This window comes from Agrobacterium vitis (assembly GCF_014926405.1).
In the GTDB taxonomy this organism is placed as follows: Bacteria; Pseudomonadota; Alphaproteobacteria; order Rhizobiales; family Rhizobiaceae; genus Allorhizobium; species Allorhizobium vitis_H.
In genome coordinates this window covers 1,126,997-1,151,092 of sequence record NZ_JACXXJ020000003.1, presented here as the reverse complement: position 1 = coordinate 1,151,092, position 24,096 = coordinate 1,126,997, and the positions used below count along the sequence as shown (strand labels likewise).

At 55.8% G+C, this 24,096-nt stretch carries 17 protein-coding genes; 12 read left to right on the top strand and 5 right to left on the bottom strand.

The window, feature by feature from the left end; genetic code table 11:
- Nucleotides 1-4: 4 nt before the first annotated feature.
- The 7 genes from IEI95_RS06445 to IEI95_RS06415 all read left to right on the top strand — a co-directional run bounded on the left by IEI95_RS06445 (nucleotide 5) and on the right by IEI95_RS06415 (nucleotide 9,259).
- Nucleotides 5-2,077: an alpha-amylase family protein gene (locus tag IEI95_RS06445; RefSeq protein WP_194416166.1), complete on the top strand. Its 2,073-nt coding sequence runs from the start codon at nucleotides 5-7 to the stop codon at nucleotides 2,075-2,077.
- 59 nt (nucleotides 2,078-2,136) lie between these two features.
- Entirely contained in the window at nucleotides 2,137-3,168 is a 1,032-nt protein-coding gene (locus IEI95_RS06440) for a LacI family DNA-binding transcriptional regulator (RefSeq protein WP_174112267.1), read from the top strand.
- A gap of 844 nt (nucleotides 3,169-4,012) precedes the next feature.
- Nucleotides 4,013-4,903, top strand: a complete 891-nt coding sequence (locus IEI95_RS06435; RefSeq protein ID WP_156531995.1) for an ABC transporter ATP-binding protein — start codon at nucleotides 4,013-4,015, stop codon at nucleotides 4,901-4,903.
- The gene (locus IEI95_RS06430; protein ID WP_041698430.1) at nucleotides 4,903-5,799 is read left to right on the top strand and encodes a branched-chain amino acid ABC transporter permease; all 897 of its coding nucleotides are present in this window, start codon (nucleotides 4,903-4,905) and stop codon (nucleotides 5,797-5,799) included. The genes IEI95_RS06435 and IEI95_RS06430 overlap by 1 nt, the downstream gene beginning before the upstream one ends.
- 57 nt (nucleotides 5,800-5,856) lie before the next feature.
- Nucleotides 5,857-6,858, top strand: a complete 1,002-nt coding sequence (locus IEI95_RS06425) for a branched-chain amino acid ABC transporter permease (RefSeq protein ID WP_420360081.1) — start codon at nucleotides 5,857-5,859, stop codon at nucleotides 6,856-6,858.
- A gap of 101 nt (nucleotides 6,859-6,959) precedes the next feature.
- The gene (locus IEI95_RS06420) at nucleotides 6,960-8,294 is read left to right on the top strand and encodes an ABC transporter substrate-binding protein (protein ID WP_012653566.1); all 1,335 of its coding nucleotides are present in this window, start codon (nucleotides 6,960-6,962) and stop codon (nucleotides 8,292-8,294) included.
- A 191-nt stretch (nucleotides 8,295-8,485) separates the two neighbouring features.
- Nucleotides 8,486-9,259, top strand: a complete 774-nt coding sequence (locus tag IEI95_RS06415; RefSeq protein ID WP_156531997.1) for an ABC transporter ATP-binding protein — start codon at nucleotides 8,486-8,488, stop codon at nucleotides 9,257-9,259.
- A gap of 216 nt (nucleotides 9,260-9,475) precedes the next feature.
- On the opposite strand, the gene IEI95_RS06410 is transcribed toward IEI95_RS06415, so the two are convergent.
- A complete protein-coding gene (locus tag IEI95_RS06410; RefSeq protein ID WP_156531998.1) occupies nucleotides 9,476-11,806 on the bottom strand; it encodes a methyl-accepting chemotaxis protein in 2,331 nt (776 codons plus the stop codon).
- 337 nt (nucleotides 11,807-12,143) lie between these two features.
- Between IEI95_RS06410 and IEI95_RS06405 the strand changes: the two genes are divergently transcribed.
- The 5 genes from IEI95_RS06405 (at nucleotide 12,144) to mgrA (ending at nucleotide 18,856) form a co-directional block, all read left to right on the top strand.
- Nucleotides 12,144-13,508, top strand: coding sequence for an LLM class flavin-dependent oxidoreductase (locus tag IEI95_RS06405; protein ID WP_156531999.1), 1,365 nt, complete (start codon nucleotides 12,144-12,146; stop codon nucleotides 13,506-13,508).
- A gap of 242 nt (nucleotides 13,509-13,750) precedes the next feature.
- Complete coding sequence (locus IEI95_RS06400) at nucleotides 13,751-15,154, top strand: LLM class flavin-dependent oxidoreductase (RefSeq protein WP_156532000.1); 1,404 nt, start codon at nucleotides 13,751-13,753, stop codon at nucleotides 15,152-15,154.
- A 34-nt stretch (nucleotides 15,155-15,188) separates the two neighbouring features.
- Complete coding sequence (locus tag IEI95_RS06395) at nucleotides 15,189-16,457, top strand: SfnB family sulfur acquisition oxidoreductase (protein WP_156532001.1); 1,269 nt, start codon at nucleotides 15,189-15,191, stop codon at nucleotides 16,455-16,457.
- Nucleotides 16,458-16,478: 21 nt separating this feature from the next.
- Complete coding sequence (locus tag IEI95_RS06390) at nucleotides 16,479-17,741, top strand: SfnB family sulfur acquisition oxidoreductase (RefSeq protein WP_156532002.1); 1,263 nt, start codon at nucleotides 16,479-16,481, stop codon at nucleotides 17,739-17,741.
- A gap of 71 nt (nucleotides 17,742-17,812) precedes the next feature.
- Nucleotides 17,813-18,856, top strand: coding sequence for an L-glyceraldehyde 3-phosphate reductase (mgrA, locus tag IEI95_RS06385; protein ID WP_156532003.1), 1,044 nt, complete (start codon nucleotides 17,813-17,815; stop codon nucleotides 18,854-18,856).
- A 67-nt stretch (nucleotides 18,857-18,923) separates the two neighbouring features.
- Here the strand turns inward: mgrA and IEI95_RS06380 are convergent, their stop codons facing one another.
- The 4 genes from IEI95_RS06380 to IEI95_RS06365 are packed head-to-tail and all read right to left on the bottom strand — an operon-like array spanning nucleotide 18,924 to nucleotide 23,800.
- The gene (locus IEI95_RS06380) at nucleotides 18,924-20,171 is read right to left on the bottom strand and encodes an LVIVD repeat-containing protein (protein ID WP_156532004.1); all 1,248 of its coding nucleotides are present in this window, start codon (nucleotides 20,169-20,171) and stop codon (nucleotides 18,924-18,926) included.
- A 25-nt stretch (nucleotides 20,172-20,196) separates the two neighbouring features.
- Nucleotides 20,197-21,240 carry a substrate-binding domain-containing protein gene (locus IEI95_RS06375; protein WP_194416165.1) on the bottom strand — a complete coding sequence of 348 codons (1,044 nt, stop codon included), beginning with the start codon at nucleotides 21,238-21,240 and terminating at the stop codon, nucleotides 20,197-20,199.
- A 32-nt stretch (nucleotides 21,241-21,272) separates the two neighbouring features.
- Entirely contained in the window at nucleotides 21,273-22,319 is a 1,047-nt protein-coding gene (locus IEI95_RS06370) for an ABC transporter permease (RefSeq protein ID WP_156532006.1), read from the bottom strand.
- Entirely contained in the window at nucleotides 22,319-23,800 is a 1,482-nt protein-coding gene (locus tag IEI95_RS06365) for a sugar ABC transporter ATP-binding protein (RefSeq protein ID WP_156532007.1), read from the bottom strand. The genes IEI95_RS06370 and IEI95_RS06365 overlap by 1 nt, the downstream gene beginning before the upstream one ends.
- Between the last annotated feature and the right edge of the window lie 296 nt (nucleotides 23,801-24,096).

Genomic DNA, 24,096 nt, shown 5'->3' with positions numbered 1-24,096 from the left:
CATCATGTCGCAGAATTCATTGCGCCCCTTGCGGTATCGTCAAATTCATCTCGATTTTCACACATCCGAGCATATTCCGGGCATTGGCAGTGAGTTTGACGCTGAAGCGTTCGTTGACACGTTGAAGCAGTCGCATGTCAATTCCATCACGCTGTTTGCCAAATGCCACCATGGCTGGTCTTATTATCCGACCAAGGTGGGTGCGCCGCATCCCAATCTGTCTCGCCCCGATCTGCTGGGGGAGATGATTGCCGCCTGCAACGCTGCTGATATTGAAACGCCGATCTATCTCTCGGTGCAATGGGATGAGCGCACCGCCCGCCTGCATCCTGAATGGCGGGTGATGAAGGCCAACAATCATCTTGACCATGCCGATGACCATGATCGTTCGGCCCAGAACCAGTTAAGCGCCGCTTGGCACACCCTGTGCCTCAACCACGACGAGTTTCGTACCCACCTGATCACTGAGGCGCGGGAGGTTCTGACGCTTTACCCAACTGCCGGGCTGTTCTTCGACATTATCCAGACACCGGATTGTGTCTGCAATGCCTGCCTTTCCCGCATGGCACGCCTCAATCTCGACCCATTGAACAAGGCGGATCGGCTGGCCAATGACGAGGCCGTCAATGCACAGTTCCGCGAGGGGATGAGCACCGTTTTGCGGCGCGAATTTCCGCAGGCGCGCATTTTTTACAACAGCGGCCATATCAACAAATATGGCAAGGACCGTTTCGCGCCCTACACCCATCTTGAGCTGGAAAGCCTGCCCACGGGTGGCTGGGGCTATAATCACTTTCCCTCCAGCGCCCGCTATGCTGCGCGGCTTGGCCTGGATTTTGTCAGTCACACCGGCAAATTCCACACCAGTTGGGGTGAGTTTGGCGGCTTCAAACACCCCGATGCGCTGGAATACGAATGTGCGATGATGGTGGCGCTTGGCTCCAAATGCCTGGTTGGTGATCAGCTCCATCCCAATGGCCGGATCAATGGTGATACCTATCGCAGCATCGCCCCGGCCTTTCGCCGGATCGCTGCTCTTGAACCCTTTCTGGACGGTGCGGAACAGGTTTCAGACATTGCTATTCTCGCCACCGAATATTTCCATCGGGACGGTGTGGAGCGTGTGCGCGATAGCGATGACGGCGCGGTGCAGATGCTGCTGGAATTGCACAGATGTTTCGATGTGATTGACCCGGAGATGGATTTTTCCCGCCATCGCCTGATTATCTTGCCAGATACGATTCCGGTGGATGCTGCATTAAAGGCAAAATTCGATGCCTATCTCGCTTCGGGTGGCGCCGTCCTCATTTCCGGTCAATCCGGCCGCATACCGAACAGCGGCGCTTTTGCCTTTGAGACGGGCCTAACACTCACAGGCGAAAACATTGCGTTCGAGCCATCCTATGCCCAGATCACCGAAGCATTAAGCGATGCGCGCCTGCCGGCAAGCCCCTTCGTGGTCTATGCCGAGGCCGAAAAACTGCAAGCGGCGGGCGCCACTATTCTGGCAAGCATAAGGCCGCCCTATTTCAATCGTGCCTTCAACCATTTCTGCTCGCATCAGCATACGCCTGACGATCCTGAGGCCGATTCTATTGGCGTGGCATGCGCCATGCATGGCAAGGTGGGCACCATCGCCTATCCGGTCTTTGCACTTTACCGCGCCATGGGACAGCCTCTCTACAAATATCTGGTCGATGCGCTGATCGAACGGCTAATGCCGGGGCGGACGCTTGAAACCACTTTGCCCTCCGCAGGCCGCGCGACGCTGACGGTACAGGCCCATGAAAATCGCAGCATCGTTCATCTTCTCTGCGGTTTTCCGCAAATCCGCGGTCAGTCGGTGCGGATCAATTGGCAGCCGACAGCAAGACCCATGGAAATGATCGAGGATATTCCCTCCATCGGACCGGTATCCTTCACGATACGGCTGCCTGGAACGCCATCATCCGTCTACGATGCGATTTCGGGTGAGACATTTGCTTGGAAAAAACAAGCAGATGGCGCAATCACGGTTGATCTGCCAGGTATTTCCATTCACCGTGCGATTGTTATCGACGGAATGGCACCCGGATGATGTGAGGCCATGGGTTGGTTGTCCTTGCTGAAGCTACCAATGGACCTGGGAGAGGACCTGTGGAAATAACCGGCAAGCGAAAACAGGCCACCATCCACGATGTGGCCGAGGCGGCAGGCGTCGCCATCGGCACAGTGTCCCGCTATCTCAATGGGCAAACGGTGCGCAATGGCAACCGCGCCGAAATTGAGCGGGCCATCGAGGCCCTGTCTTTTCAGCGTAGCGCCGCTGCACGGGCGATGAAAAGTGACAAGACCGATGTAATCGGCTTTTTGACACCGGAGCTCGACGAATTTCATGCCCAACTCCTCAATCATCTGGCCCGATTGTTTCGCCAGAGTGGCAGGACGCTGCTGACCTATTGCCATGATGGTGACATCAGGCTGCTGAGTGAATCCCTCTCCTATTTCGCCGGGCAGAACGTCGATGCGCTCATTCTTGCGGGACATGGAGACATTCCCAATGAAGTCGAGAGATTTGTGGAACGCGGTATTCCCGTAACCGTCTACAACAATGATATCATGGGGTTGCGCGTTGACCGCGTGTTCGTTGAAAATGCCAAGGCATCCTACCGTGCTGTCCGCCATCTGATCGATCTTGGACATACACGGATCGCCACCGCCTTTGGCACATTGGATACGTCCTCGGGATTGCAGCGCCTGAATGGCTATCAGCAGGCCCTGGAAGAGGGCAGGATTCCTTTCAACCCGTCCTACCTGCATTCCGGCGACTGGACCGAAGAAGGCGGATATTCTGCCATTCAGAAATTCATGGCGCTGGCTGAGCCGCCAACAGCGGTCTTCTCAGCCAATTATAAAATGACCTACGGCATTCTGGAATGGGTCCGGGAACACCGGGCAAGGGTGCCGGAAGACATCGCCATCGTCAGTTTCGATGATGTGGAACTGTTTCGCCTCTATGATGATGGCGTGACAGCCATCGCCCAACCTATTGAAAAAATAGCGCAATCGATCAGCGCTTATGTTTTGTCGCGATTAACACAAGACAATGTTCCGGACATACGCACGCGCACTCTCGATTGCAATTTGATATTGCGCGGATCAAGCCACTTTCGCCGATCATCCCGATGATGTGCCTTTCTTAAAAAAACCGGGATACAGGCGATTTGGGCTGTGCGATCAACGGGCATCTTGCCATTCGCGTTGATATGTATGGATTTGATCTCAACGCCTTCAGTGGATTTTGCGAAATCTCGTGACAAGGCGCATCGGTTTCCAGCTTAGATTATAGCGCGTTTGGTGGCGCGTTCAGCCCAACGGTCATTCTTCACTAAGCGCAAAAATTAGAAAATAAAACCTTTAAAATCTATGGAAATTATAGATAAATAATCGCACTGAACAAGTACGGAATTGAAAAGGGGGCGTCGGCAGTCAAAAGTATAGGAAAATGAAAATATATTTTGTTTTCCACGCGCTTCGTATGCTGTGTTTCTAATTAATCTCAATAAGGGTCGGTTTTGATCTTAAATAAAGACCGGTTTCTTTCTGGGTGCGAAACAGGCTTTTGATTGATGTGCGGATGTATCTATTGCGGTTCTATTGAGTGGTGAAAATCGGATCAACGCGGTTGTTCGGCTTGCATCATGTCGGTTTATGCCGCTCGCAGACAGCAGAAGGAAACGTCTGTCATTTCGCCAAGTGTACATCCTGCACGGGTGCGTTCTGAAGGGACTTTATCAAACGGGCCAAATGCCGCCTCCATAAGATCTGGAGACATCGGACGGCACGGAAACGTTTGCTGTGCGCCAGAGTTTGTCAGGGGAAAGTGGAACCTGGTTTTCCCGAAAAGACAAACGAAAACAAGAGAACTGAGAGACTGTCTGGTTCAATATGAACCAGACAGTCTCTAAGACCAGACAAGCACAGTAAATCGCTCTTTGGGCGCAGCGCTCTGGAGATGAGGAGGGCTTACAACATGACGATTGCTATGCTGGCGGCCAGATCTGGTGCCATTTTCTTGGCTGATCTGAGCGCATCGGTGGATGATGTGCCTGCGGTCAACAGTGCAAAGGCTTCCTCAAATGCCTTGGCCCTCTCTGGGGTCACTCTGTCTTTTGGAGGCGTTATAGCGCTCAGCGACATTGATCTTAAGGTGAGCAAAGGTGAAATCCGCGCAATTATAGGCCCGAACGGTGCTGGTAAGAGCTCCATCATCAACGTGATCAGCGGTCTCTATCAGCCGGATCACGGCCGCGTTTCCATCGGCGAACTCCATTTCAGCCGCGTGCCGACCCAGAGGCTAGCGCAGCTTGGTATTGCCCGAACCTTTCAAAACCTCGCCCTGTTCAAGGGGTTGAGTGTTCTGGACAATGTCATTGCGGGCCGCGTTTACCGCAATAGATCCAGTTTTGTGGAGCAGATCATCGGCTATGGAAGGGCTGCCCGCGAGCATAAGGATGCCCGCGACAGATCGGTGGCAATTCTCGATTTTCTGCATCTCACCGACCTCAGGGATCGCCTTGCGGGTACTTTGCCTTACGGTCTTCAAAAGCGGGTGGAGCTTGCCCGTGCCCTGGTTGCAGAGCCCGACATCTTGCTGCTGGACGAACCAATGGCAGGCATGACAGCCACCGAAAAGAACGAAATGGCGCATTATGTGCGCGCCGCACGGGATGAATTTGGCACCACTGTGGTGTTGATCGAGCACGATATTGGCGTCGTTATGGGCCTTTCCGACCATGTGGCGGTGCTGGATTACGGGCGTAAAATTGCCGATGGCACACCAGCGGAAATTTCCGCTGACCAAAAAGTCATTGATGCTTATCTCGGTGTTGCACCAGAGAATGAAGACGGAGACGGCATTTGATGGCCGATTTTGACGGGTTGTTTTTTACCGAAGTGCTTGTCGGCGGATTGCTGTCCGGCGTGATGTATTCGCTCGTGGCAATCGGTTTCGTGCTGATTTACAAGACATCGGGTGTTTTGAACTTTGCGCAGGGTGCCATGCTGCTGTTTGCAGCGCTGACCTTCGTCAGTCTCACAGAGCGCGGGTTTGGTTTTCCGCTCGCCTTCCTGGTTACCTTCGCCATCATGATCCTGCTCGGCATTGGCATTGAGCGGACGGTCCTTCGTCCGCTCACCAACAAGCCGCCGATTACCATGTTCATGGCCACGCTTGGCCTGTCCTACATGATTGAAGGAGCAGCCCAACTGCTCTGGGGCACGCAGGTGCATGGGCTTGATCTGGGCATTGAGGATGTTCCTTTCGATATCGCGGGTGTGTTTATCAGCAAGTTCGATATTTTCGCAGCGGTCGTCGCCTTTGGGCTTGTTGTCGCCCTGTCCGTGTTCTTTCGCTATACCCGCATTGGGCTTGGTTTTCGTGCGGTGGCCGATGATCCGTTTGCGGCTCTCGCCGTGGGCCTGAAACTTCCCTGGATCTGGGCAAGTGTGTGGGCCGCCGCCGGGCTTGTGGCGCTGGTTGCCGGGCTCTTGTGGGGCGCGCGCTCCGGCGTGCAGTTTTCCTTGTCCTTGATCGTGCTGAAAGCACTGCCTGTGCTGGTGCTGGGCGGTTTTGATTCCATCCTGGGGGCGATTATCGGTGGGCTGCTGATTGGCGCTTCGGAGAAATTGGCCGAAGTCTATATCGGCGCCTATTTTGGCGGGGGGATCGAAGGGTGGTTCGCCTATGTGATTGCCCTGCTGTTTTTACTTGTGCGCCCCTCCGGTCTTTTCGGCCAAAAGCTCGTGGAAAGGGTTTGATCCATGTCTGCTGTTTCGCCCAACGTGACGCCTGCGAGGATCACGCCAGCAAAAGCGATGCCGATCTCCGTCGCCACCCTGCTGGTGCTTTTGGTGGCCTATGGCATTCTTCCCGTGATTGGCACGAGCTACCTGTTCGATGGTATCCTGCTGCCCTTTCTGGCCCTTAGCCTCGCAGGGGTCGGGCTCAATCTGCTGACCGGTTATGCAGGCCAGGTGTCGCTTGGCAGCGCGGCCTTCATGGCGGTTGGCGCGTTTGCCTGCTTCAATTTTGACCTGCGGGCCGGTTCCCTGCCGCTTATTGTCAGCATCCTGCTCGCGGGTCTATCCGCTGCGGCCATTGGCATTGTCTTCGGCTTGCCAAGCCTTAGGCTGCGCGGCTTCTATCTCGCGGTTTCCACCCTCGCTGCACAGTTCTTCGTTCAGTGGGCGTTGACGAAATTCAGCTGGTTTTCCAACGATAGCTCTTCGGGTGTCATCGATGCGCCGCCGCTGACGCTTGCCGGTTTTACCTTTGAAGGGCCGGTCGGGCGCTACTATTTTGCGCTGATCATCGTTACACTCGTCACCTTTCTCGCTCATCGGCTGGTGATTTCTCAAACGGGTCGCAATTTCATCGCGGTGCGAGATAACGAAACGGCGGCGCGCATTATCGGCGTTCCGGTGTTACGCACCAAGCTTCTGGCCTTTGCCGTGTCGTCTTTCATCATTAGTATCGCCGGTGTGCTCTGGGCCTTTGCCTATCTGCGCACCGTCGAACCGGCGGGTTTCAACCTGGATCGTTCGTTCCAGGTGCTGTTCATCATTATCATTGGCGGTCTGGCCTCGCTGCGCGGTGCCTTTTTCGGGGCGGCCCTGATCGTGGTGTTTCCGGTGGTGCTGTCGCGGTTTGGGGCCTTCGTCTTTGGTGACCTGTTCGATAGCGGCGTGCTCGATATGACGCAGCGTATCGTGCTCGGCGCACTCATCATTCTTTTCCTGATCCTTGAGCCTGATGGGCTTGCCGCCCTTATCGACAGGATCCGAAAACGCTTCGGCGTGCCGGTTTGGCCAGCCTGATCCGGCTCCCTCGCAGCACGCCGTTTATCCGCAATCCATCCATCATCCATGAACACGTCCGATGCGCATCGCACCGGGCAATACCAGGAGTGTATCCAAGCATGAGCATTCTTTCGAAATTCAAGGCCACAGCATTGGTGATCGGCATCTCGTTGAGTGTCGCGCTTCCCGCAGCGCATGCCGATGAGCAGTATTTTCCCTTGCAGAGCTACCGCGTCGGTCCCTATGCCGCAGGTGGAACCGGTTTCTTTGGCGGGTTTATCGATTATCTCAACCTGATCAACACCCGTGATGGCGGCGTCAATGGCGTCAAGCTCACCTGGTCGGAGGCCGAAACCCAATACGAGGTCGAGCGTGGCGTCGAAGCCTATGAGCGGCTGAAAAGCAATCCGAACGTCGCCGCCTGGAACCCGTTATCCGTGGGCATCGCCTATGCGATGATCGACCGCATTACCGCCGACAAGACACCGTTGATCACCATCAACCACGGTCGTACGGATTCCACCGATGGCCGCGTATTTCCCTATGTTTTCCCCTTGTTGCTCAATCCCTACAGCGAAACCTCCGGTATCGTGAACTATATTGGCTCCAAGCTCGGCGGGATCGAAAACCTGAAGGGCAAGAAGATCGTGGTTCTCTATCACGGCTCGCCTTATGGCAAGGAAACCATTCCGATCTATGAATTGCTGGCCAAGAAATATGGTTTTGATGTCCAGCAGATCGAGGTGCCGCATCCCGGTAACGAACAACAGGCCCAATGGCTCACCATTCGTCGCGCCAAACCTGATTATGTCGTGTTGCGCGGCTGGGGCGTGATGAACCCGGTGGCCCTGAAAACAGCGGCCAAGACCGGCTTTCCGGTGGACCATATCATTGGCAATGTCTGGTCCAATTCTGAAGAAGATGTGATCCCGGCAGGCGATGCCGCCAAAGGCTATACCGCCATCACCACCCAGGCGTCCGGTGCCGAGTATCCAGTCGTCAAGGAAATCGTCAAGACGCTTTATGATAGTGGCAAGGGCAACCTGGAAGACAAAAAACGCATCGGCTCCGTCTATCACAACCTGGGTATCGTCAATGGTATCCTGAATGTCGAGGCGATCCGCATCGCGCAGGCAAAATTCGGCAAGCGCACGCTGACCGGCGACGAAGTACGCTGGGGCTTCGAGCATTTGCAACTGGACCAGAAGCGCGTTGAGGAACTTGGCGCCAAAGACCTGTTTCACTCCATCAATGTCACCTGGGACAATCACGAGGGCAATGGTTATGTGACCTTCCAGCAATGGGACGGCAAGAAATGGAACGTCGTGTCTGATTGGATCGCACCGGATTGGGCGTTGCTGCGGCCGATCATTGAAAAGTCCTCCGAGGCTTATGCCAAGGATAAAGGCATCAAGATCCGCACGGCTGCCGATGCGGATGGCGTTACCAATTAACGCCAGTAGGGACTGAAGATGTCAGTTCCTAGTCCTTTTGCAAATAGTTCAAGCATCTGATGGATTTGAGATGTTTGCCTTGGAAAATCAGCCCATCGACAACGAGATGGGCTGATTTTGCGGTTCAGCGCTCAATTGAAGTGACGCCGCGACGGGGCAATTTTTTGCCAGACCAACGAGGAATCGATCTCATGAAAGACGCCAGATTGTTGCAAGTGGACGGGCTGGAGGCCACCTACAATCATGCCATCACCGCTTTGCATGGCGTCAGCTTTTCGCTTGCGCGGGGCGAGATTCTAGCCCTTTTGGGCGCCAATGGAGCGGGCAAGACGACGGCGCTGAAGGCGGTGTCAAACCTTCTTTCGGCAGAGCGCGGACAGATCAATGCCGGGTCTATCCACTTTGATGGCGTAGATGTCACCAAAACAAGCCCGGCGGCGCTGGTGCGCGCCGGCCTTGTACAGGTATTGGAAGGGCGCCATTGCTTCCATAGCCTTTCCGTCGAGGAAAATCTGACATGTGGCGGTCTGGGACGTAGCAGTTCGCGCGCGGAAATCGCCAATGATCTCGAGCGTATCTATGGGCTCTTTCCCCGACTGAAAGAAAAGCGCCGGACACTGTCGGGCCTCACCTCCGGTGGCGAGCAACAAATGACGGCAGTTGGCCGGGCTCTGATGTCGCGTCCCCGTCTGCTTGTTCTTGACGAACCGTCCATGGGTCTTGCCCCCATCGTGGTGCAGGACATATTTCGCACCCTGCGCCGATTGAACCGGGAGGAGGGGCTATCCATTCTCGTCGCCGAACAAAATTCGGCGATTGCTCTCACCTATGCCCATCGCGCCACCATTCTCGAAAATGGAAAGGATGTGTTGACGGGCACTGCCCGCGAGATCCGCGAGCGAGATGATGTGAAATCCTTTTATCTCGGGCAGAACAATCAGCTTGCGAATGACCATGTCATATGAGCGCGTCTGACGGGCATCGTAAACCGAAGGCCTCTGAAACAGAATGTCGAAGCGAGGCTTTCGCTCAGGCGGGGTTTAAGGCGTTTGCGCTGTATCGTTGATACCCTCTGACACGGTTTCCGCGTGTCAGAGGGTATCTATACCATTTCTGTCAGGCGTGACGCGCTCACCAACTGGACAGCATCAGGACGGCGTCCATTGTAAACAGAGCCATCCTCAGAACTCTTCCCAACTCTCGCCCTTCAGCGCAGCATTGCCCTGAGTGGCATAGGTCTGGCGTGATGGTGCGGCGGGCCGAGTTGCAGGTCTGGCAGGGGCTCGTCCAGTGGGCGCGTGTCCGGCCTGCCGGTTATCTCCCGTGCGGAACTGGCCGAGCAATTCGGTCAGCTTGCCGCTTTCCTGGGCCAGGCCAGCGCCGGCCGCGTTCATTTCCTCGACCATGGCCGCATTCTTCTGCGTCGCCTGGTCCATGTGGTTGACAGCGGTATTGACTTCCCCAAGCCCCACGGACTGTTCCTGCGCTGCCGTGGCGATTGCATCCATATGCTGATTGATCGATTGGACGAGGCTGGCGATCGCCGTCAACCCTTCGCCGGTATCGTTGACCAGTTTGACGCCTTCGCTGACGGCGACTTCCGAATTGGAGACCAGCGATTTGATTTCCTTGGCGGCATTGGCCGAACGTTGCGCCAGTTCACGGACTTCCTGGGCGACGACGGCAAAGCCCTTACCTGCTTCACCGGCGCGGGCGGCTTCCACCCCGGCATTCAATGCCAGCAGATTGGTCTGGAAGGCAATCTCATCAATCACGCCGATGATCTGGCCGATCTGGCGGGAGGCGTGTTCAATGCGCTCCATTGCTGTGACAGCATTATTGACGACGACACCCGATTGCTCGGCACGGCTTTTGGTATCACGCACCAGATCGCGGGCCTCGCCGGTTCGCTTCGAGGTCGCTCTCACATTGGCGGTGATTTCCTCAAGGGCTGCGGCGGTCTCTTCGAGCGAAGCAGCCTGCTGCTCGGTTCGCTTGGCCAGGTCGTCCGATGCATGCGAGATTTCGCTGCTGCCACCCGACACGGCCAGGGCAGAGCCACCGACGGCCAGAAGTGTGGTGCGCAACTGGCTGACGGAGGCGTTGAAGTCCTGGCGCAGTTCCTCGAAGCGCGGCGCAAACTCCTCGGAAATCTCACAGAGCATATCACCGGAGGCAAGTTTCTGCAGACCGCTTGCCAGCGCTCCGGTGGCGCGGGTCAGTCGCTCCTCGGCCTCCTCTTCGATACGGCGCTGCGTCTCGATGCGATCGCGCTCGGCGATCCTGCGGTTTTCCTCGGCGTTGGCCTCTAGCTCCTTGTTGCGGATGGCTGCAATCTGGAACACTTCCACGGAACGCGCCATTTCGCCCATTTCGTCCCGGCGTTTGGCGCCGGGAACGACAACCGACAGGTCGCCGTCGGCCAATGCGCCCATGCAACGTGTCAACGCGCCGATCGGGCGAATGACCTTGCGGACGATGACGGCCAAGCCGATGATGCCGAGCGCCAACACCAACAGGAAGAGCGCCAGGAACGACAATGTATGGGTCAGCGCTGTAGACTTTGCCGTTGCGGCATTGGCGTTCAACGTATCCATGGCAAGCGATGCGATATCCGCAACCTTCCCCAGGGCAGCCGTGGTCGGCGCTCTCCATTGATCGATTGTCAGCGGCGACTTTTCGCCCGCACTCAGTTTGGCAATGACGTCGGCGCGCATCTTAGCGTAGTCACCGGTAAAATACGCTGCATCGGCAACCTTGAAACCATCCTTGATGGCCTGGGGCGTATCCCTATGATCGACAAGCACCCGAACTGCTTTCCAGGCATAGGCGACATTGGCGTCTCCGGCGGCCAGTTTGACCTGGTTCTCAGCCGAAATCTGCTGGCCAGAGGTCACGGCGTTGTTGAGGATCAAGGCACTGCCGCCGCCAAGGGCACGGGTCGACCATGCATAGGCGCGCATCTGGATCATCGGCATCAACGCCGCGTCGAGCGTGCGCATGCGGCCTTCCGCGGCCTCGGACGCCTTTTCAAGATCTGCCAGGAACGTTCCGCCCAGATCCATTGACGCCTTGGTGATGCTTGCGTCACGAGCCTCAAGCGGCTTTGCCAATTCGGCATCGATGGTTTTACGATAGGTCGCGACTTTTTCATAAGTGGCCAACACCGTTGCGATCGGCTGCGATAAGTCGGTAGCCGTGATCCCTCCAGCGATCACTTTTGCCTCATTCATACCAGCATCGACAACCGCCCGGTTTTTCTGCACCGATTGGACGGAGCCAGCGCCATCGGCAATGGAGATCGACAGGGCGGAGGCGCTGTCGCCGCGCTCGCTGCGAAATGCCAAAAGCGCCTTGAACAAAGCCTTGTCAAAACCGGTTAGTTCCGAAACTTCGGCATTGACCTGATAGGTCCGGTACGAAGACAGCATGGAATTTCCAACCAGCACATTCAGCATAAGGCTGAGCAGGGCGAAAACGCTAATGAGCACATTTCTGATGGAGAGCGTCATGGTAAGTTCCAATGGTTGCAAATTTCAACTCATTGAAAGCCAATTTGGATAAACTGCGGTTAACGCCATCAGGCTTTTTATGACGTCTTTCTGTATAAAATTGACAGTCTCGCCATTCGCTCGGGTATAGAGGCCTCAAAGCGGCCAGTGGCGTGAGTTTTGCATGTATGTAAAGTGTCTCATCATTTGATCAGCAGTTCGATCGGCAGTTGTGATTTCACTCATTGTCATTGTGACCCGCACCATCTTCTTGCTACAAGTTTCTTGGCGATTTCATCGCGGGCCGCCTGCGAGCGGGATAATTTTTAACCTCAATTCATCCGGGTGAATGTCCAATATGTCTCCCAGAAAACAGATCATCCTCAATGCCTTCAACATGAATTGCGTGGGGCATATCAATCACGGGCTCTGGGCGCATCCGCGCGACCGTTCGCATGACTATAAATCTCTGCGCTACTGGACTGATATGGCCCGCACACTGGAGCGTGGTCTGTTCGATGGGCTGTTTCTCGCCGATATTGTCGGGGTCTACGATATTTACCAGAACTCGGTCGACCTGACATTGCGCGAATCGATCCAGCTACCCGTCAACGATCCGATGCTGCTGGTATCTGGCATGGCTGCTGTGACCGACAATCTTGGTTTCGGTATTACCGTAAATACCAGTGTTGAGGCGCCCTATACCTTTGCCAGGAAAATCTCGACGCTCGATCATCTCACCTCAGGCCGGATCGGCTGGAATATCGTCACCGGTTATCTCGACAGCGCCGCCAAGGCATTGGGCAAGACCGGCATGACAGAGCATGACGCCCGCTATGACCAGGCCGATGACTATATGGACCTGCTGTATAAGCTTTGGGAAGGCAGCTGGGAGGAGGGGGCCGTGCGCCTCGACAAACAGGCACGGATATATGCCGATCCTGCCAAGGTTCACAAGGTGCAGCACAACGGGCCCTATTACCAGTCCGAGAGCTACCATCTGAGCGAGCCCTCTATCCAGCGTACGCCGGTACTCTATCAGGCCGGCACATCGGGCCGGGGGCGGAAATTTGCCGCGCGCCACGCCGAATGCGTGTTTATCGGAGCCACGGACAAGGCCGCGGCGCGTAAAACCTCCCGGGCTCTGCGGGAAGAGGTGGTTGCCGCAGGTCGCCGTCCTGATGATATCAAGATCTTTCTTGGTGTTACTGTGGTGACCGACAAAAGTCGGGAAGCCGCCGCCGACAAGCTGGCGGATTATCGCCGCTATGCCAGCCCGGAAGCGGGCCTGGCGCATTTTTCGGCCGGAAGCGGTATCGATCTCTCCCGCTACGAGCTTGATGATCCTATCCAGTACGGCCCCACCAACGCCATCCAATCCGTCACGCAGCTTGCCAAACAGAAGGGTTGGACCAAGCGGCAATTGCTGAACGAGCTTTCCATCGGCGGGCGCTATCCACTGATCACCGGCGCGCCTGGCGAAGTGGCAGAGGAACTGATATCCTGGATCGATGAAGGCGATATCGATGGTTTCAATCTCACCCGCACCGTGACGCCGGAAAGCTACGAGGATTTTATCGAGTTTGTGGTGCCGGAACTGCAAAGCAGGGGCGCTTACAAGACAGGCTATGGCGACGGTTCCTTGCGCCATCGGCTGTTTAGCGAAGGCAACCGGCTTCCCGCCCGCCATGCCGGCAGCCTCTATCGCCACACGGAAAGGTAGCGCCACGACATCGCGGCGAGAACTTTTATGCCTGGCAATGTTTCCTGACTGAAGGCCCTGCATCTGAAAGCCTTCTTTAATGCCCATGACGAGTCCGCCGCATTGGCAGTGCGTTTTTCTCCATGGCCCAGCCTGACAGAAAAACATACCTTCATTTAGTGCATAAAAAACATAGATTAACTTCAATAACCGTCAATGTCTGCGATGCTACCTCGGCATGTTTGCAGCAAAGGACGGCGCCGATGACCCGGACAATTCACTTCAACGCCTTCGATATGAATTGTGTCGGACACCAATCGCCTGGATTGTGGGCGCATCCAGAGGATCGGTCTTATACCTATAAAGATCTGGATTATTGGCAGAATTTGGCGCGCACCCTGGAGCGCGGGATTTTTGATGGCATCTTCATTGCGGATGTCATCGGCTATTACGATGTCTATAAAGGCTCCAATTTCCACGCCATCCAGCAGGCTGCACAGATACCAGTCAACGATCCGCTGCAACTGGCGGCACCCATTGCTTTGGCCACCGAGCATCTGGGCATTGGCATTACTGCATCAACCTCGTTTGAGCATCCCTATACGTTTGCCCGCAGGCTTGCGACGGCCGACCACCACACCAAGGGCCGGGTAGGGTGGAACATTGTCACGTCCTATCTCGAAAGCGGTGCGAAAAACGTGGGTCAATCCGGCCTGAAGCGCCATGATAATCGCTATGAAATCGCCAATGAATATCTTGAGGTGATCTACAAGCTGCTGGAAGGCAGCTGGGAAGAGGGCGCAGTCATCCGGGATCCAAAGGGGCGGGTCTTCACGGACCCAGCCAAGGTTCATGAAATCGGCCACAAGGGCAAGCATTTCGATGTTCCCGGCTATGGTTTGACCGAACCTTCCCCACAGCGGACCCCGGTGCTGTATCAGGCAGGGGCTTCCGGTCCGGGCAAAAAATTTGCCGCTGAACATGCTGAATGCGTGTTTGTGGCGGCACCCACCAAATCGGTGCTGAAAGCCTATGTTGCCGAGATTCGCCAGCAAGCTGCCGCCGCGGGGCGTGATCCGAATTCTTTAAAAATCTACACGCTGATCACCATCATTACCGACGAGAGTGAGGCGAAAGCCAAGGCCAAGTTTGAAGATTACAAGCAATATGTCTCTTACGATGGCTCTCTGGTGTTCATGTCTGGCTGGAGCGGTATTGATTTTGGCCAATATGCGCCAACCGATGTGATCCAGAAGGTGGAGACCAACGCCATCCATTCATTTGTGGAGCATATCGCAGGTGGCGATAAATCCTGGACCATTGAAGAACTGGCAAAATTCGGCGGCATTGGCGGGTTGGGTCCGGTGTTTGTTGGCGCGCCCGATCAGGTAGCCGATATTTTGCAAGAATGGGTGGCGGACACCGATGTCGATGGTTTCAACATTGCCTATGCGGTGACGCCCGGCAGTTTTGAGGATGTGGTCAACCACATTGTGCCAGAACTGCAAAAGCGCGGGGCCTATCCCACTGCCTACAAGCCGGGAACGCTGCGCGAAAAGCTGTTCGGCCAAGGGCCATATTTGCCTGCCAACCATCCCGCCGAGCAATACCGCGATATTGAAGCGTTCAAGCGCGCCCAAAAGGCTCCGCTGGCCAATGCCAGCTAAATTCTTATCCCAATTTCAAGCAACGAGGCACGATATGGGTACCGTTACTGACACCAAGATCGACTACACCGTTCACCCGCGCGTCAATTCCAACGATCCGGTGGCGCCGCGCCCGCGCCCAACCACGCCTGCGCATATAGTTCAATCCGATGCCGAGGCCATTGAGATTGCGCAGCGGCTTGCCGAGCGTTTCAAGGTGGGGGCCGCCTTGCGTGACCGGGAAGGACTGCTGCCGATTGACGAGCTGGATGAATATTCCCAAAGTGGACTGTGGAGCATCAATGTGCCAAAAGCCTATGGCGGGCCGGAGGTTTCCTATGCCACGCTTGCCAAGGTGATCTCCACCATTGCAGCTGCTGATCCAGCCATTGCCCAAATTACCCAGAACCATCTGGCGATTGTCGCAACCGTTGATCTGGATGGTACGGAAGAGCAGAAAAAACTGTTCTTTGGTTGGACATTGCAAGGCCTGCGCTACGGCAATGCGTTTTCCGAGCTGAAAAGCAAAACTGTGGCCGATTTTGAGACCAAGGTGGCCCATGACGGTGACGACGTGGTGGTCAATGGCGAGAAATTCTACACCACCGGTGCGCTTCTCTCCCATGTCGTGCCGATTGTCAGCGTCGATGAAACCGGCCAAGGCTATCTGGTGTTTGCAGATCGGGAAACGCCCGGCCTGACGGTCACCAACAACTGGTCCAGCTTTGGTCAGCGCACCACGGCCTCTGGCTCGGTGAAGATCGAGAATGTGCGGGTGCCGAAGGTTCGTGCTCTGAAAGTCACCTCGTTTGATCATCCCACGGTGGGTGGTCCGGTGTCGCAGATCATCCAGTCGGCCATTGATGCGGGCATCGCCCGTGGCGCAATTGATGACACCATCACCTTTGTCAAAACCCTTAGCCGTCCGTGGATTGATAGCGGCAAGCAAAAAGCCAGCGAAGACCTGTTTACCATTGCAGCCATTGGCGATCTGAAAATCCGCCTGCATGCGGCGGAAGCACTGCTGGAGATTGCTGGCCGCAGCATTGATGCAGCGCGGGCCAATGCAACGCTGGACACGGTTTCTGAAGCAACTATCAAGACCGGCGAATCCAAGGTGCTGACCACTGAAATTGCCATTCTCGCCACCAACAAGCTATTTGAGCTGGCGGGCACCCGCTCGACATTGGCGGAACATGGTCTGGATCGCCACTGGCGCAATGCGCGGGTGCATACCTTGCATGATCCGGTGCGTTGGAAATTCTACCATGTCGGCAATTATTACCTGAATGGCGAGCATCCACCGCGCCATGCATGGAATTGAGTGGGGAACTGAGGCAGGCTTATGAGCACGACAGATCGTACACTCCACCGTCAGGCAGCCCTCACGGCTGGCCGCCCGGCACCCCATATTCCGCCACGCCGCATCAAGGCGCATGTGATCAAGGATGATGCCGAGGCAATCGCAATTGCCAAGGAATTGGCGCGCGACTTTGCGGTGGGCGCTGCGGAGCGTGATCGGCAGCGGCGTTTGCCGGTGGCCGAGATTGAGCGCTTTTCGCAAAGCGGCCTTTGGGCCATTACGGTGCCAAAGGCTTACGGCGGCGCTGGCGTATCGACGGTGACGCTGGCGGAGGTGACGGCAATCATCTCGGCAGCAGATTCCTCCATTGGGCAGATTCCGCAAAACCATTTCTATATGGTGGAAGCGCTGCGGCTCTCTGGTTCCGATGAACAGAAGGCCCATTATTTCCAGCAGGTTCTTGATGGGGATCGGTTGGGCAATGCCTTTACCGAAATCGGCACCAAAACCCCGGTGGATTACAAGACCCATTTCGCGGAGCGTGATGGTAAGCTGCTGTTAAACGGGCAGAAATTCTACGCCACCGGATCGCTGTTTGCCCACATCATTGTGGCCGTTGCCAAAGGTCCGAATGGACGTGTGCATCTGGTGTTTATTGATCGTGCCACGCCCGGCCTTGATCTCGTGGATGACTGGACCTCCTTTGGTCAGCGCTCCACCGGCAGCGGCACCGTGACCTTTGATGATGTCGAGATCACCTCGTTTCAGGTGGTGGATCATGATGAGAATTTCGATAAGCCAACGCCGATGGGGCCGTTTGCGCAAATCATCCATTCGGCAGTGCAAGTGGGCATTGCGCGGGGTGCTTTGGCGGAAACCATCTCCTATGTCCGAGCCCATGCAAGGCCGTTTTTCGAGCTGACCGTTGAGCATGGCTATGAAGACCCGCACACCATCCATGCCGTGGGAGATGTTTCAATCCGCGTGCATGCCGCCGATGCGCTTCTAGCGCGGGCAGGGCGCATTCTGGATATTGCCACCGCCGATCCCAATGCGCAAACAGTGGCGGAAGCCTCGATTGCGGTTGCCGAAGTGAAAGCATTGGGAACCGAAGTGGCGCAACTGGCATCCACCAAGCTCATTGAACTGGGCGGCGCCCGCTCCACTTTGGAAGCTTATGGGCTGGATCGCTATTGGCGCAATGCCCGCACCCACTCGCTGCATGATCCAGTGCGCTGGAAATATCACCATATCGGCAATTTCTACCTGAATGATCAGCTGCCCCCACGCCACGGGGCCATCTGACGTTCAGATTTTCTATCCGCCGGGTGCATACCTCTGCACCCGGCCTTTTCTTGACCATAGGAAACCATGACATGACATACCTGCCCGATCCCAAGCGCTATGATAACGCCCATTTTCGCCGTACAGGCCGAAGTGGGTTGAAACTCCCCGCGCTATCCTTTGGCCTCTGGCATAATTTTGGCGATACCACCCCGATGGAAACCCAGCGCTCCATTCTGTTCCAGGCCTTCGATCTTGGCATTACCCATTTCGATCTGGCCAACAATTACGGCCCACCAGCGGGCAGTGCCGAGATTAATTTCGGCCGCATCCTGCGCGAAGATTTTGCAGGTTTGCGCGATGAGCTGATTATTTCCACCAAGGCAGGTTGGGATATGTGGCCCGGTCCTTATGGTCGCGGCGGCGGCTCGAAAAAGGCACTGCTTTCCAGCCTCGACCAGAGCCTGACACGGCTGGGTGTGGATTATGTCGATATTTTCTATTCCCACCGCTATGATGCTGAAACGCCCTTGGAAGAAACCGCCGATGCCTTGGCGCAGGCCGTGCGGCAGGGCAAGGCGCTGTATGTCGGCATTTCATCCTATTCCGGCACCAAGACTCGCGAGATTGCAGCGCTGTTGAAAGAGCGGCAGGTGCCACTGTTGATCAATCAGCCCGCCTATAACCTCTTCAACCGCTGGATCGAAAAAGATCTGATTGATGCCGCCGATGAGGTTGGCGCTGGCATCATTGCCTTCACGCCACTGGCGCAAGGCCTGCTGACCAACAAATATCTCAACGGCATTCCAGAGGACGCCCGCGTCAACCGCCCCGGCGGGGATTTCCTGCGGCCCGAGCATTTGAAGGAAGAAAACATTGTTCGCGCCCGCGCTCTGAATGAGATTGCCGCTCGGCGTGGTCAATCGCTGGCGCAGTTGGCGATTGCCTGGGTGCTGCGCGATCCGCGCGTGACATCCGCCCTGATTGGAGCCAGCTCTGCCCGGCAGATTCAGGAAAATGTTGATGCGCTCAACAATCTCTCCTTCACAGCCGAAGAGCTGGCCGAGATTGATCGCTACGCCGTCGAAGGCGGCATCAACCTTTGGGAAAAACCTTCCCACGATCAAGTGGTGTAAGGACAAACAAAAATGGCCTGAATAGAAATGTTCAGGCCGTTTTTTTTCATTTCAGGTGGCGCGAAAATCAGCCGCCGTATTCAATAATCTCCAGCCCTGCATTGTAATCGGTGGCGTAAATCAAGCCATTGGCGTCCACAAACACATCCGCTGATTGGATAACCTTGGGGCGACCGGCTCTGCGATCGGTCATTGAGGTTGGGGCGGCAGGGACCAGAGCGCCAGTTTCCACCGGATGGTAGGGATCAGAAATATCAAAAGCGCGAATGCCCGCATTTTGCCAGGTGGCGAAAATCAGCGTCTCTGACACAAATGAGCCGGGGCGGTTTTCATGCAGGTTATGGGGGCCGAAATGGCCGCCTTTCTGAGTGTAATCGATCTCATTCGGAATTGGGAAGGTGGAAATGCTGATCGGGTTTTCCGGCACGCGAATATCAAACACCCATGTGTGCTTGCGGCCATCTTCCTCATTGTCCAACACCGCTTCATCGGCCACCACCAGCAGATCACGCCCCGGTAGCGGCAAAGGCGAATGGGTGCCGCCGCCATAGGGTGGCGACCAATTGTGGTGCTTGATCAGCTTGGGGGTTGCATGGTCCTTGATGTCAAGAAGCGTCAGCCCACCATCGCGCCAGCAGGCATAGGCCGTGTCGCCATGCACCAGTGCGTGGTGGAGGGCATAACGCTTGCCATCTGCCCATGTGCGGCTTTCGCCATCGGCCGTGTTCATGCCCGGCAACCACCAGCGGCCCACCAGCTCTGGCTTGGTCGGATCTGCCATGTCGATGGTGACGAAAATATAATCGGAAAAGCCATCGAGCAGCGCCGATGCATAGGCATAGCGCCCGCCAACATACCAGAGCCGGTGAAAGCCCACGCCTTCCACATCCAATTGGCCGATCTTGCGCGGGGTGGCAGGCGTGGAAATGTCATAGACGGTCATGCCCGCCGTCCACGCCCGTTCGCGCTTGCTGGCAGCGACTGTATCGCCGACTGATTGGGTGTAATAGGCCTTTTCATCGGTGAAGCTGTCCACATCGGCAAACAGATCAAGGGCGTTGATCACCAACAGCAGATCACCATGGGTTTGCAGATGGATGTTCCATGTGTTGGCGGGGGCCTGCACATAGTTGACAGTTTTCGGATGTTTCGGATCACGCACATCGATGATGGAGAAGCCCTGCGACCACGGATGCGCCACATAGGCATGGCCGTGATGCACCATCAATTGTAGCCCATCGCCGCGTCCGCCAATATCGCTATGGCCTATCAGTTTCATATTGCGGGCAAAGTCTGGCTTCAGAAGGTCTGTCATGGTTTTCAGCTTTCTCTGCCTTCGATTACTTGGCAACCGATGGAATCCACGCAGCCGTGGCAGCATCGCTCTTCAAGAAGGCTGGGAATTTCTGCTGCAATTCCTCAATCGAGCCGATCTTGTTGTTGACCAGATCATCGCGGGTGATCTGCGTGGGTTTGAGCAACACGGAATGGCCGGGATTTTGCCCGGCAACAGCAAGCGAAACTGCCCGCACCGAAACCTCGCCAACCACGGCTGCATTGGTGGCGGCGGTTGCCACCCAGGCGCTGTCTGGCTCAATCATCAACTGAATATCGGCCGTGGAAATATCGACACCATAGATTTTGACCTTGCTGGACAGGCCAAGCTCATCAATCGCCAATTTCGCGCCCTTGGCGAATTCATCCCATGGGGTGAAAATCACCGAAATATCGGGGTTGGCGCGCAGCACGGCCTTGGTTTGGTCGGCGACGGTGGCCGGAACCGTGTCATTGACCACGCCCCAGACAGCCTTTTCCTTCAAATTATGTTTTGCAACATAGTCTTTCCACACGGCATAGCGGCGATCCAGCGGCGCAAAACCGGCCACATAAATCGCACCACCGTTGAAGCCATCGCCCTTGTCCTTGATGGCCTGATCCAGCACCAGCTTGGCCATATCGGCATCGCTTTGCTCGATTTGCGGAATGTTGGGATTATCAAGGTTCACATCATAGGCCACCACCTTGATGCCCGCATCCAACGCCTTTTGCGCCACATCCTGCAACACTTCCGGGCGGCCATTGTTGATGATGATGCCATCGACCTTCAGGTTGATGGCCTGTTCAATCAGCGCGCGTTCTGCATCATTGTCATTGCGGGCCTGCGAAACGGTGAGGTTAATGCCAAGCGCATCGGCCTGCCGCTTGACGCCTGCTTCAAAGGCTTGCAGCCAGTCACCACCGCCGAGATAGCTGACAACGGCGATGTTGACGGTTTTCTTGTCGAATGGGGCGGGCGCGCCAGCGATGCCTGCGGCAGAGGCTTGGGTGGCAAAAATCGATCCGGCCAGAAGAACTGCGCCAAGGGTACGAAGAGTCTTGATCATGTTGGTTCCATTCAAGTGATGTGTTTGGATGTTCAGGTGCGGGCGCGGCTGACGCCATAGGTCAGGGCAAGCGCGCCAACCAGCACGAAACCCTTGACGAAATCCTGTGTGTAATAGGGGGCGTTGAGCATGGTCAGACCATTGAGCAAAATGCCAACAAAGACCGCGCCAATGATGGTGCCCAGCACATTGGGACGACGCAGACCCAGCACGGCAAAGCCGATCAATGAGGCAGCAACGGAGTCCATCAGCAGAGAGGCACCCGAAGAGACATCGCCACGACCGACGCGCGCCGCCACGATAATGCCGCCAAAGGCCGCTAGCGTGCCGGAGAGGACATAGGCGAAGGTCTTGATCTTTGCCGTATTGGCCCCGGCCAGACGGGTTGCTACTTCATTGCCGCCGGTGGCAAATAGCAGCCGACCAAGACGGGTGCGCTCTGTCAGAACAAACAGCGTCACAGCCACAATGACAAGCAGAATGACCGGGAAGGGGATCAGGCCAAACAGGCTGGAGCGCCCGATGGTCAGAAACTGCGGATCATATTTGCCAGTCGCTGTTGTTCCATTGGGCAGAATGAGACCGACCGAAATGGAGCGTCCGGCTGTCGGTATCAATTGCAGACCCGAGAGCAGAAACATCATCGCCAACGTGGCGAGAAGATCGGGCACTTTGAGCTTCACAATCAAAAAGGCATTGGCAAAGCCAATCAATGCGCCAAAGGCCAGCACCAGCGGCACGGTTTGATAAGCGTTCAGGCCCAGGACAATCATGGCATAGCTGGATGCCATCACGCTGGAGGCGGCAACCGCACCCACCGAAAGATCAAAACCGCCAATCGCTAGTGTCACCGTAACGCCTGCCCCAATGATGGCCACCACGGCAACCGCTTGCAAAATGCTCATCAGGTTGTTGATGTTGATGAAGGCGGGCTGGGCAAGGCTGAAGGTAACAATCAGACCTGCCAGCAGAATGAAGACAGCACCGCGCCGGATTGTTTCACGCACAAGGCTTGCGACGCTTTGGCGGTCATGCGTTTTTGAGAGCGCGTCTTTGGGAATTTCGTTCACCGTCGTCATCAGGCGATTTCCTTGTGGTGATTGACTGATGCAGCCATGGGCGTCAGCTCAATCAGGGTATGTTGATCAATCAGCAAAATACGGTCGGCCACTTCCTGTGCTTCCTCGAAATCCGATGTCGCAATCAGGGTTGCACGATCCGCGTGGCTGCGAATGGTGGCGATAATGTCTTGCCGGGCGCCAACATCGACGCCCTGAAACGGTTCATCCAGCAACAGCAAGCGGCTTTGCTCGACTTCCCAGCGAGCAATCACAGTCTTTTGCTGATTGCCGCCCGACAACGACCAGACGGAAGCGTCTGGACTCGATGCCTTGATGCCGAGCCGGGAAATGGCAGCCTTTGCTTTCATCCTCTCCGCATCCGCCAACAGAAAACCCGAAGGATACCAGCGTTTGAGATGCGGCAGGCTGATGGTGGCCGCCACGCTTTCGCCCGGCCAATCGGCGGGCATCAAGGCTGAACGATGACGATCTTCCGCCACAAGTGCCACTCCCGTAGCAATGGCCTCCGCCGGACTTTTGGGGGCATAGGGCTTGCCATCGAGTACGGCTTCTCCCGCAGCAATTTGCCCCGCTCCAAACAGTGCAGACAGCAACCTGCTTTTGCCCGCACCAAGCACGCCTGTGATGGCAACCACTTCGCCTTCGCGCACGGAGAGATCAAAGGGCTTGCTGCTGTTCAGCAGCCGAATGCCGCGCAGATCCAGCACGGTTTTGCCGAATTCTGTACGCCGATCCGGGCGCGCCGTGTTTAATGACCGGCCAATCATGGTCTCAAGCGCTGCATCAAAATCAATCGGGCGGCTGAAGGTGCCGACATTGCGCCCGCCTCGAAGAATAACCACGCGGTCGGCAAGAGCGGCCAGATCAGCCGTGCGATGCGAGATATAGAGAATGGCGATGCCACGGGCTTTCAAACCCAGCAGAATGGCATAGAGGCGCGCTGCTTCCTGCGTTGAGAGGCTGGCTGTTGGCTCATCCAAAATCAACAATTCCGCCTTGTTGGCAAGGGCACGGGCAATGGCCACCATTTGCCGATCAGCCGCGCCAAGATCGGCAAAATCGCGATCCAGAGGCAGGTCGAAACCCGCTTCACGTAAAACGCGAGCTGCCTCACGCCGCACGCTTTTGGTTGAGAGAAAAAACGGCTGACGACCATCGACATAGTGATTGAGCAGCAGCGCATCGGCCACGCTCAAACCGGGAATGCCCACCACATCCGTGGACTGGTGAACAGTCACCACACCAAATTTGGCGGCTTCTGCCGGGCTTTGTGGCGCAAAAGGCTGACCTTTTAGCAAAATACTGCCAGAATCAGCAGATTGCACGCCGGAGAGGATTTTCACCAGCGTAGATTTTCCGGCCCCGTTTGCGCCCATCAGGGCAACAATCTCGCCGGGTTCAATGACCAGCGATGCGTCGATCAAGGCCTTGGTCGAGCCGAAGGAACGGGAAATATCTTTGACGTCAAGAAGGGGCATTGCGGGCTCACCAATTGTGTTGATCAGGTGATAAACCCTTGGTGACCGCCAGCAAGAATGGCGGTTTCAAACATCATTTAATATATAGAATAAATTTGCATAAGAGATGGACTGAACGATGACTGCTGTGGTGTGCTGATCATTATACTGTCGCATAGCGCGATCAGAACTGGCATTTATCAACGATTGCTGGAGTAGCCGTCATCGCAAACTCCCCGGATAAAATAACCGGAGAATGCGGCACAAAGGGCAAAGAAATCTATTCTTGACCGGAATTTCACATATCAAAAATCTAT

Excerpts from the sequence above, each read along its gene's own strand:
- IEI95_RS06445 (WP_194416166.1), top strand. The coding sequence starts at position 5 with ATGTCGCAGAATTCATTGCGCCCCTTGCGGTATCGTCAAATTCATCTC.
- IEI95_RS06435 (WP_156531995.1), top strand. The coding sequence starts at position 4,013 with ATGACGATTGCTATGCTGGCGGCCAGATCTGGTGCCATTTTCTTGGCT.
- IEI95_RS06430 (WP_041698430.1), top strand. The coding sequence starts at position 4,903 with ATGGCCGATTTTGACGGGTTGTTTTTTACCGAAGTGCTTGTCGGCGGA.
- IEI95_RS06425 (WP_420360081.1), top strand. The coding sequence starts at position 5,857 with ATGCCGATCTCCGTCGCCACCCTGCTGGTGCTTTTGGTGGCCTATGGC.
- IEI95_RS06420 (WP_012653566.1), top strand. The coding sequence starts at position 6,960 with ATGAGCATTCTTTCGAAATTCAAGGCCACAGCATTGGTGATCGGCATC.
- IEI95_RS06415 (WP_156531997.1), top strand. The coding sequence starts at position 8,486 with ATGAAAGACGCCAGATTGTTGCAAGTGGACGGGCTGGAGGCCACCTAC.
- IEI95_RS06410 (WP_156531998.1), bottom strand. The coding sequence starts at position 11,806 with ATGACGCTCTCCATCAGAAATGTGCTCATTAGCGTTTTCGCCCTGCTC.
- IEI95_RS06405 (WP_156531999.1), top strand. The coding sequence starts at position 12,144 with ATGTCTCCCAGAAAACAGATCATCCTCAATGCCTTCAACATGAATTGC.
- IEI95_RS06400 (WP_156532000.1), top strand. The coding sequence starts at position 13,751 with ATGACCCGGACAATTCACTTCAACGCCTTCGATATGAATTGTGTCGGA.
- IEI95_RS06395 (WP_156532001.1), top strand. The coding sequence starts at position 15,189 with ATGGGTACCGTTACTGACACCAAGATCGACTACACCGTTCACCCGCGC.
- IEI95_RS06390 (WP_156532002.1), top strand. The coding sequence starts at position 16,479 with ATGAGCACGACAGATCGTACACTCCACCGTCAGGCAGCCCTCACGGCT.
- mgrA (WP_156532003.1), top strand. The coding sequence starts at position 17,813 with ATGACATACCTGCCCGATCCCAAGCGCTATGATAACGCCCATTTTCGC.
- IEI95_RS06380 (WP_156532004.1), bottom strand. The coding sequence starts at position 20,171 with ATGACAGACCTTCTGAAGCCAGACTTTGCCCGCAATATGAAACTGATA.
- IEI95_RS06375 (WP_194416165.1), bottom strand. The coding sequence starts at position 21,240 with ATGATCAAGACTCTTCGTACCCTTGGCGCAGTTCTTCTGGCCGGATCG.
- IEI95_RS06370 (WP_156532006.1), bottom strand. The coding sequence starts at position 22,319 with ATGACGACGGTGAACGAAATTCCCAAAGACGCGCTCTCAAAAACGCAT.
- IEI95_RS06365 (WP_156532007.1), bottom strand. The coding sequence starts at position 23,800 with ATGCCCCTTCTTGACGTCAAAGATATTTCCCGTTCCTTCGGCTCGACC.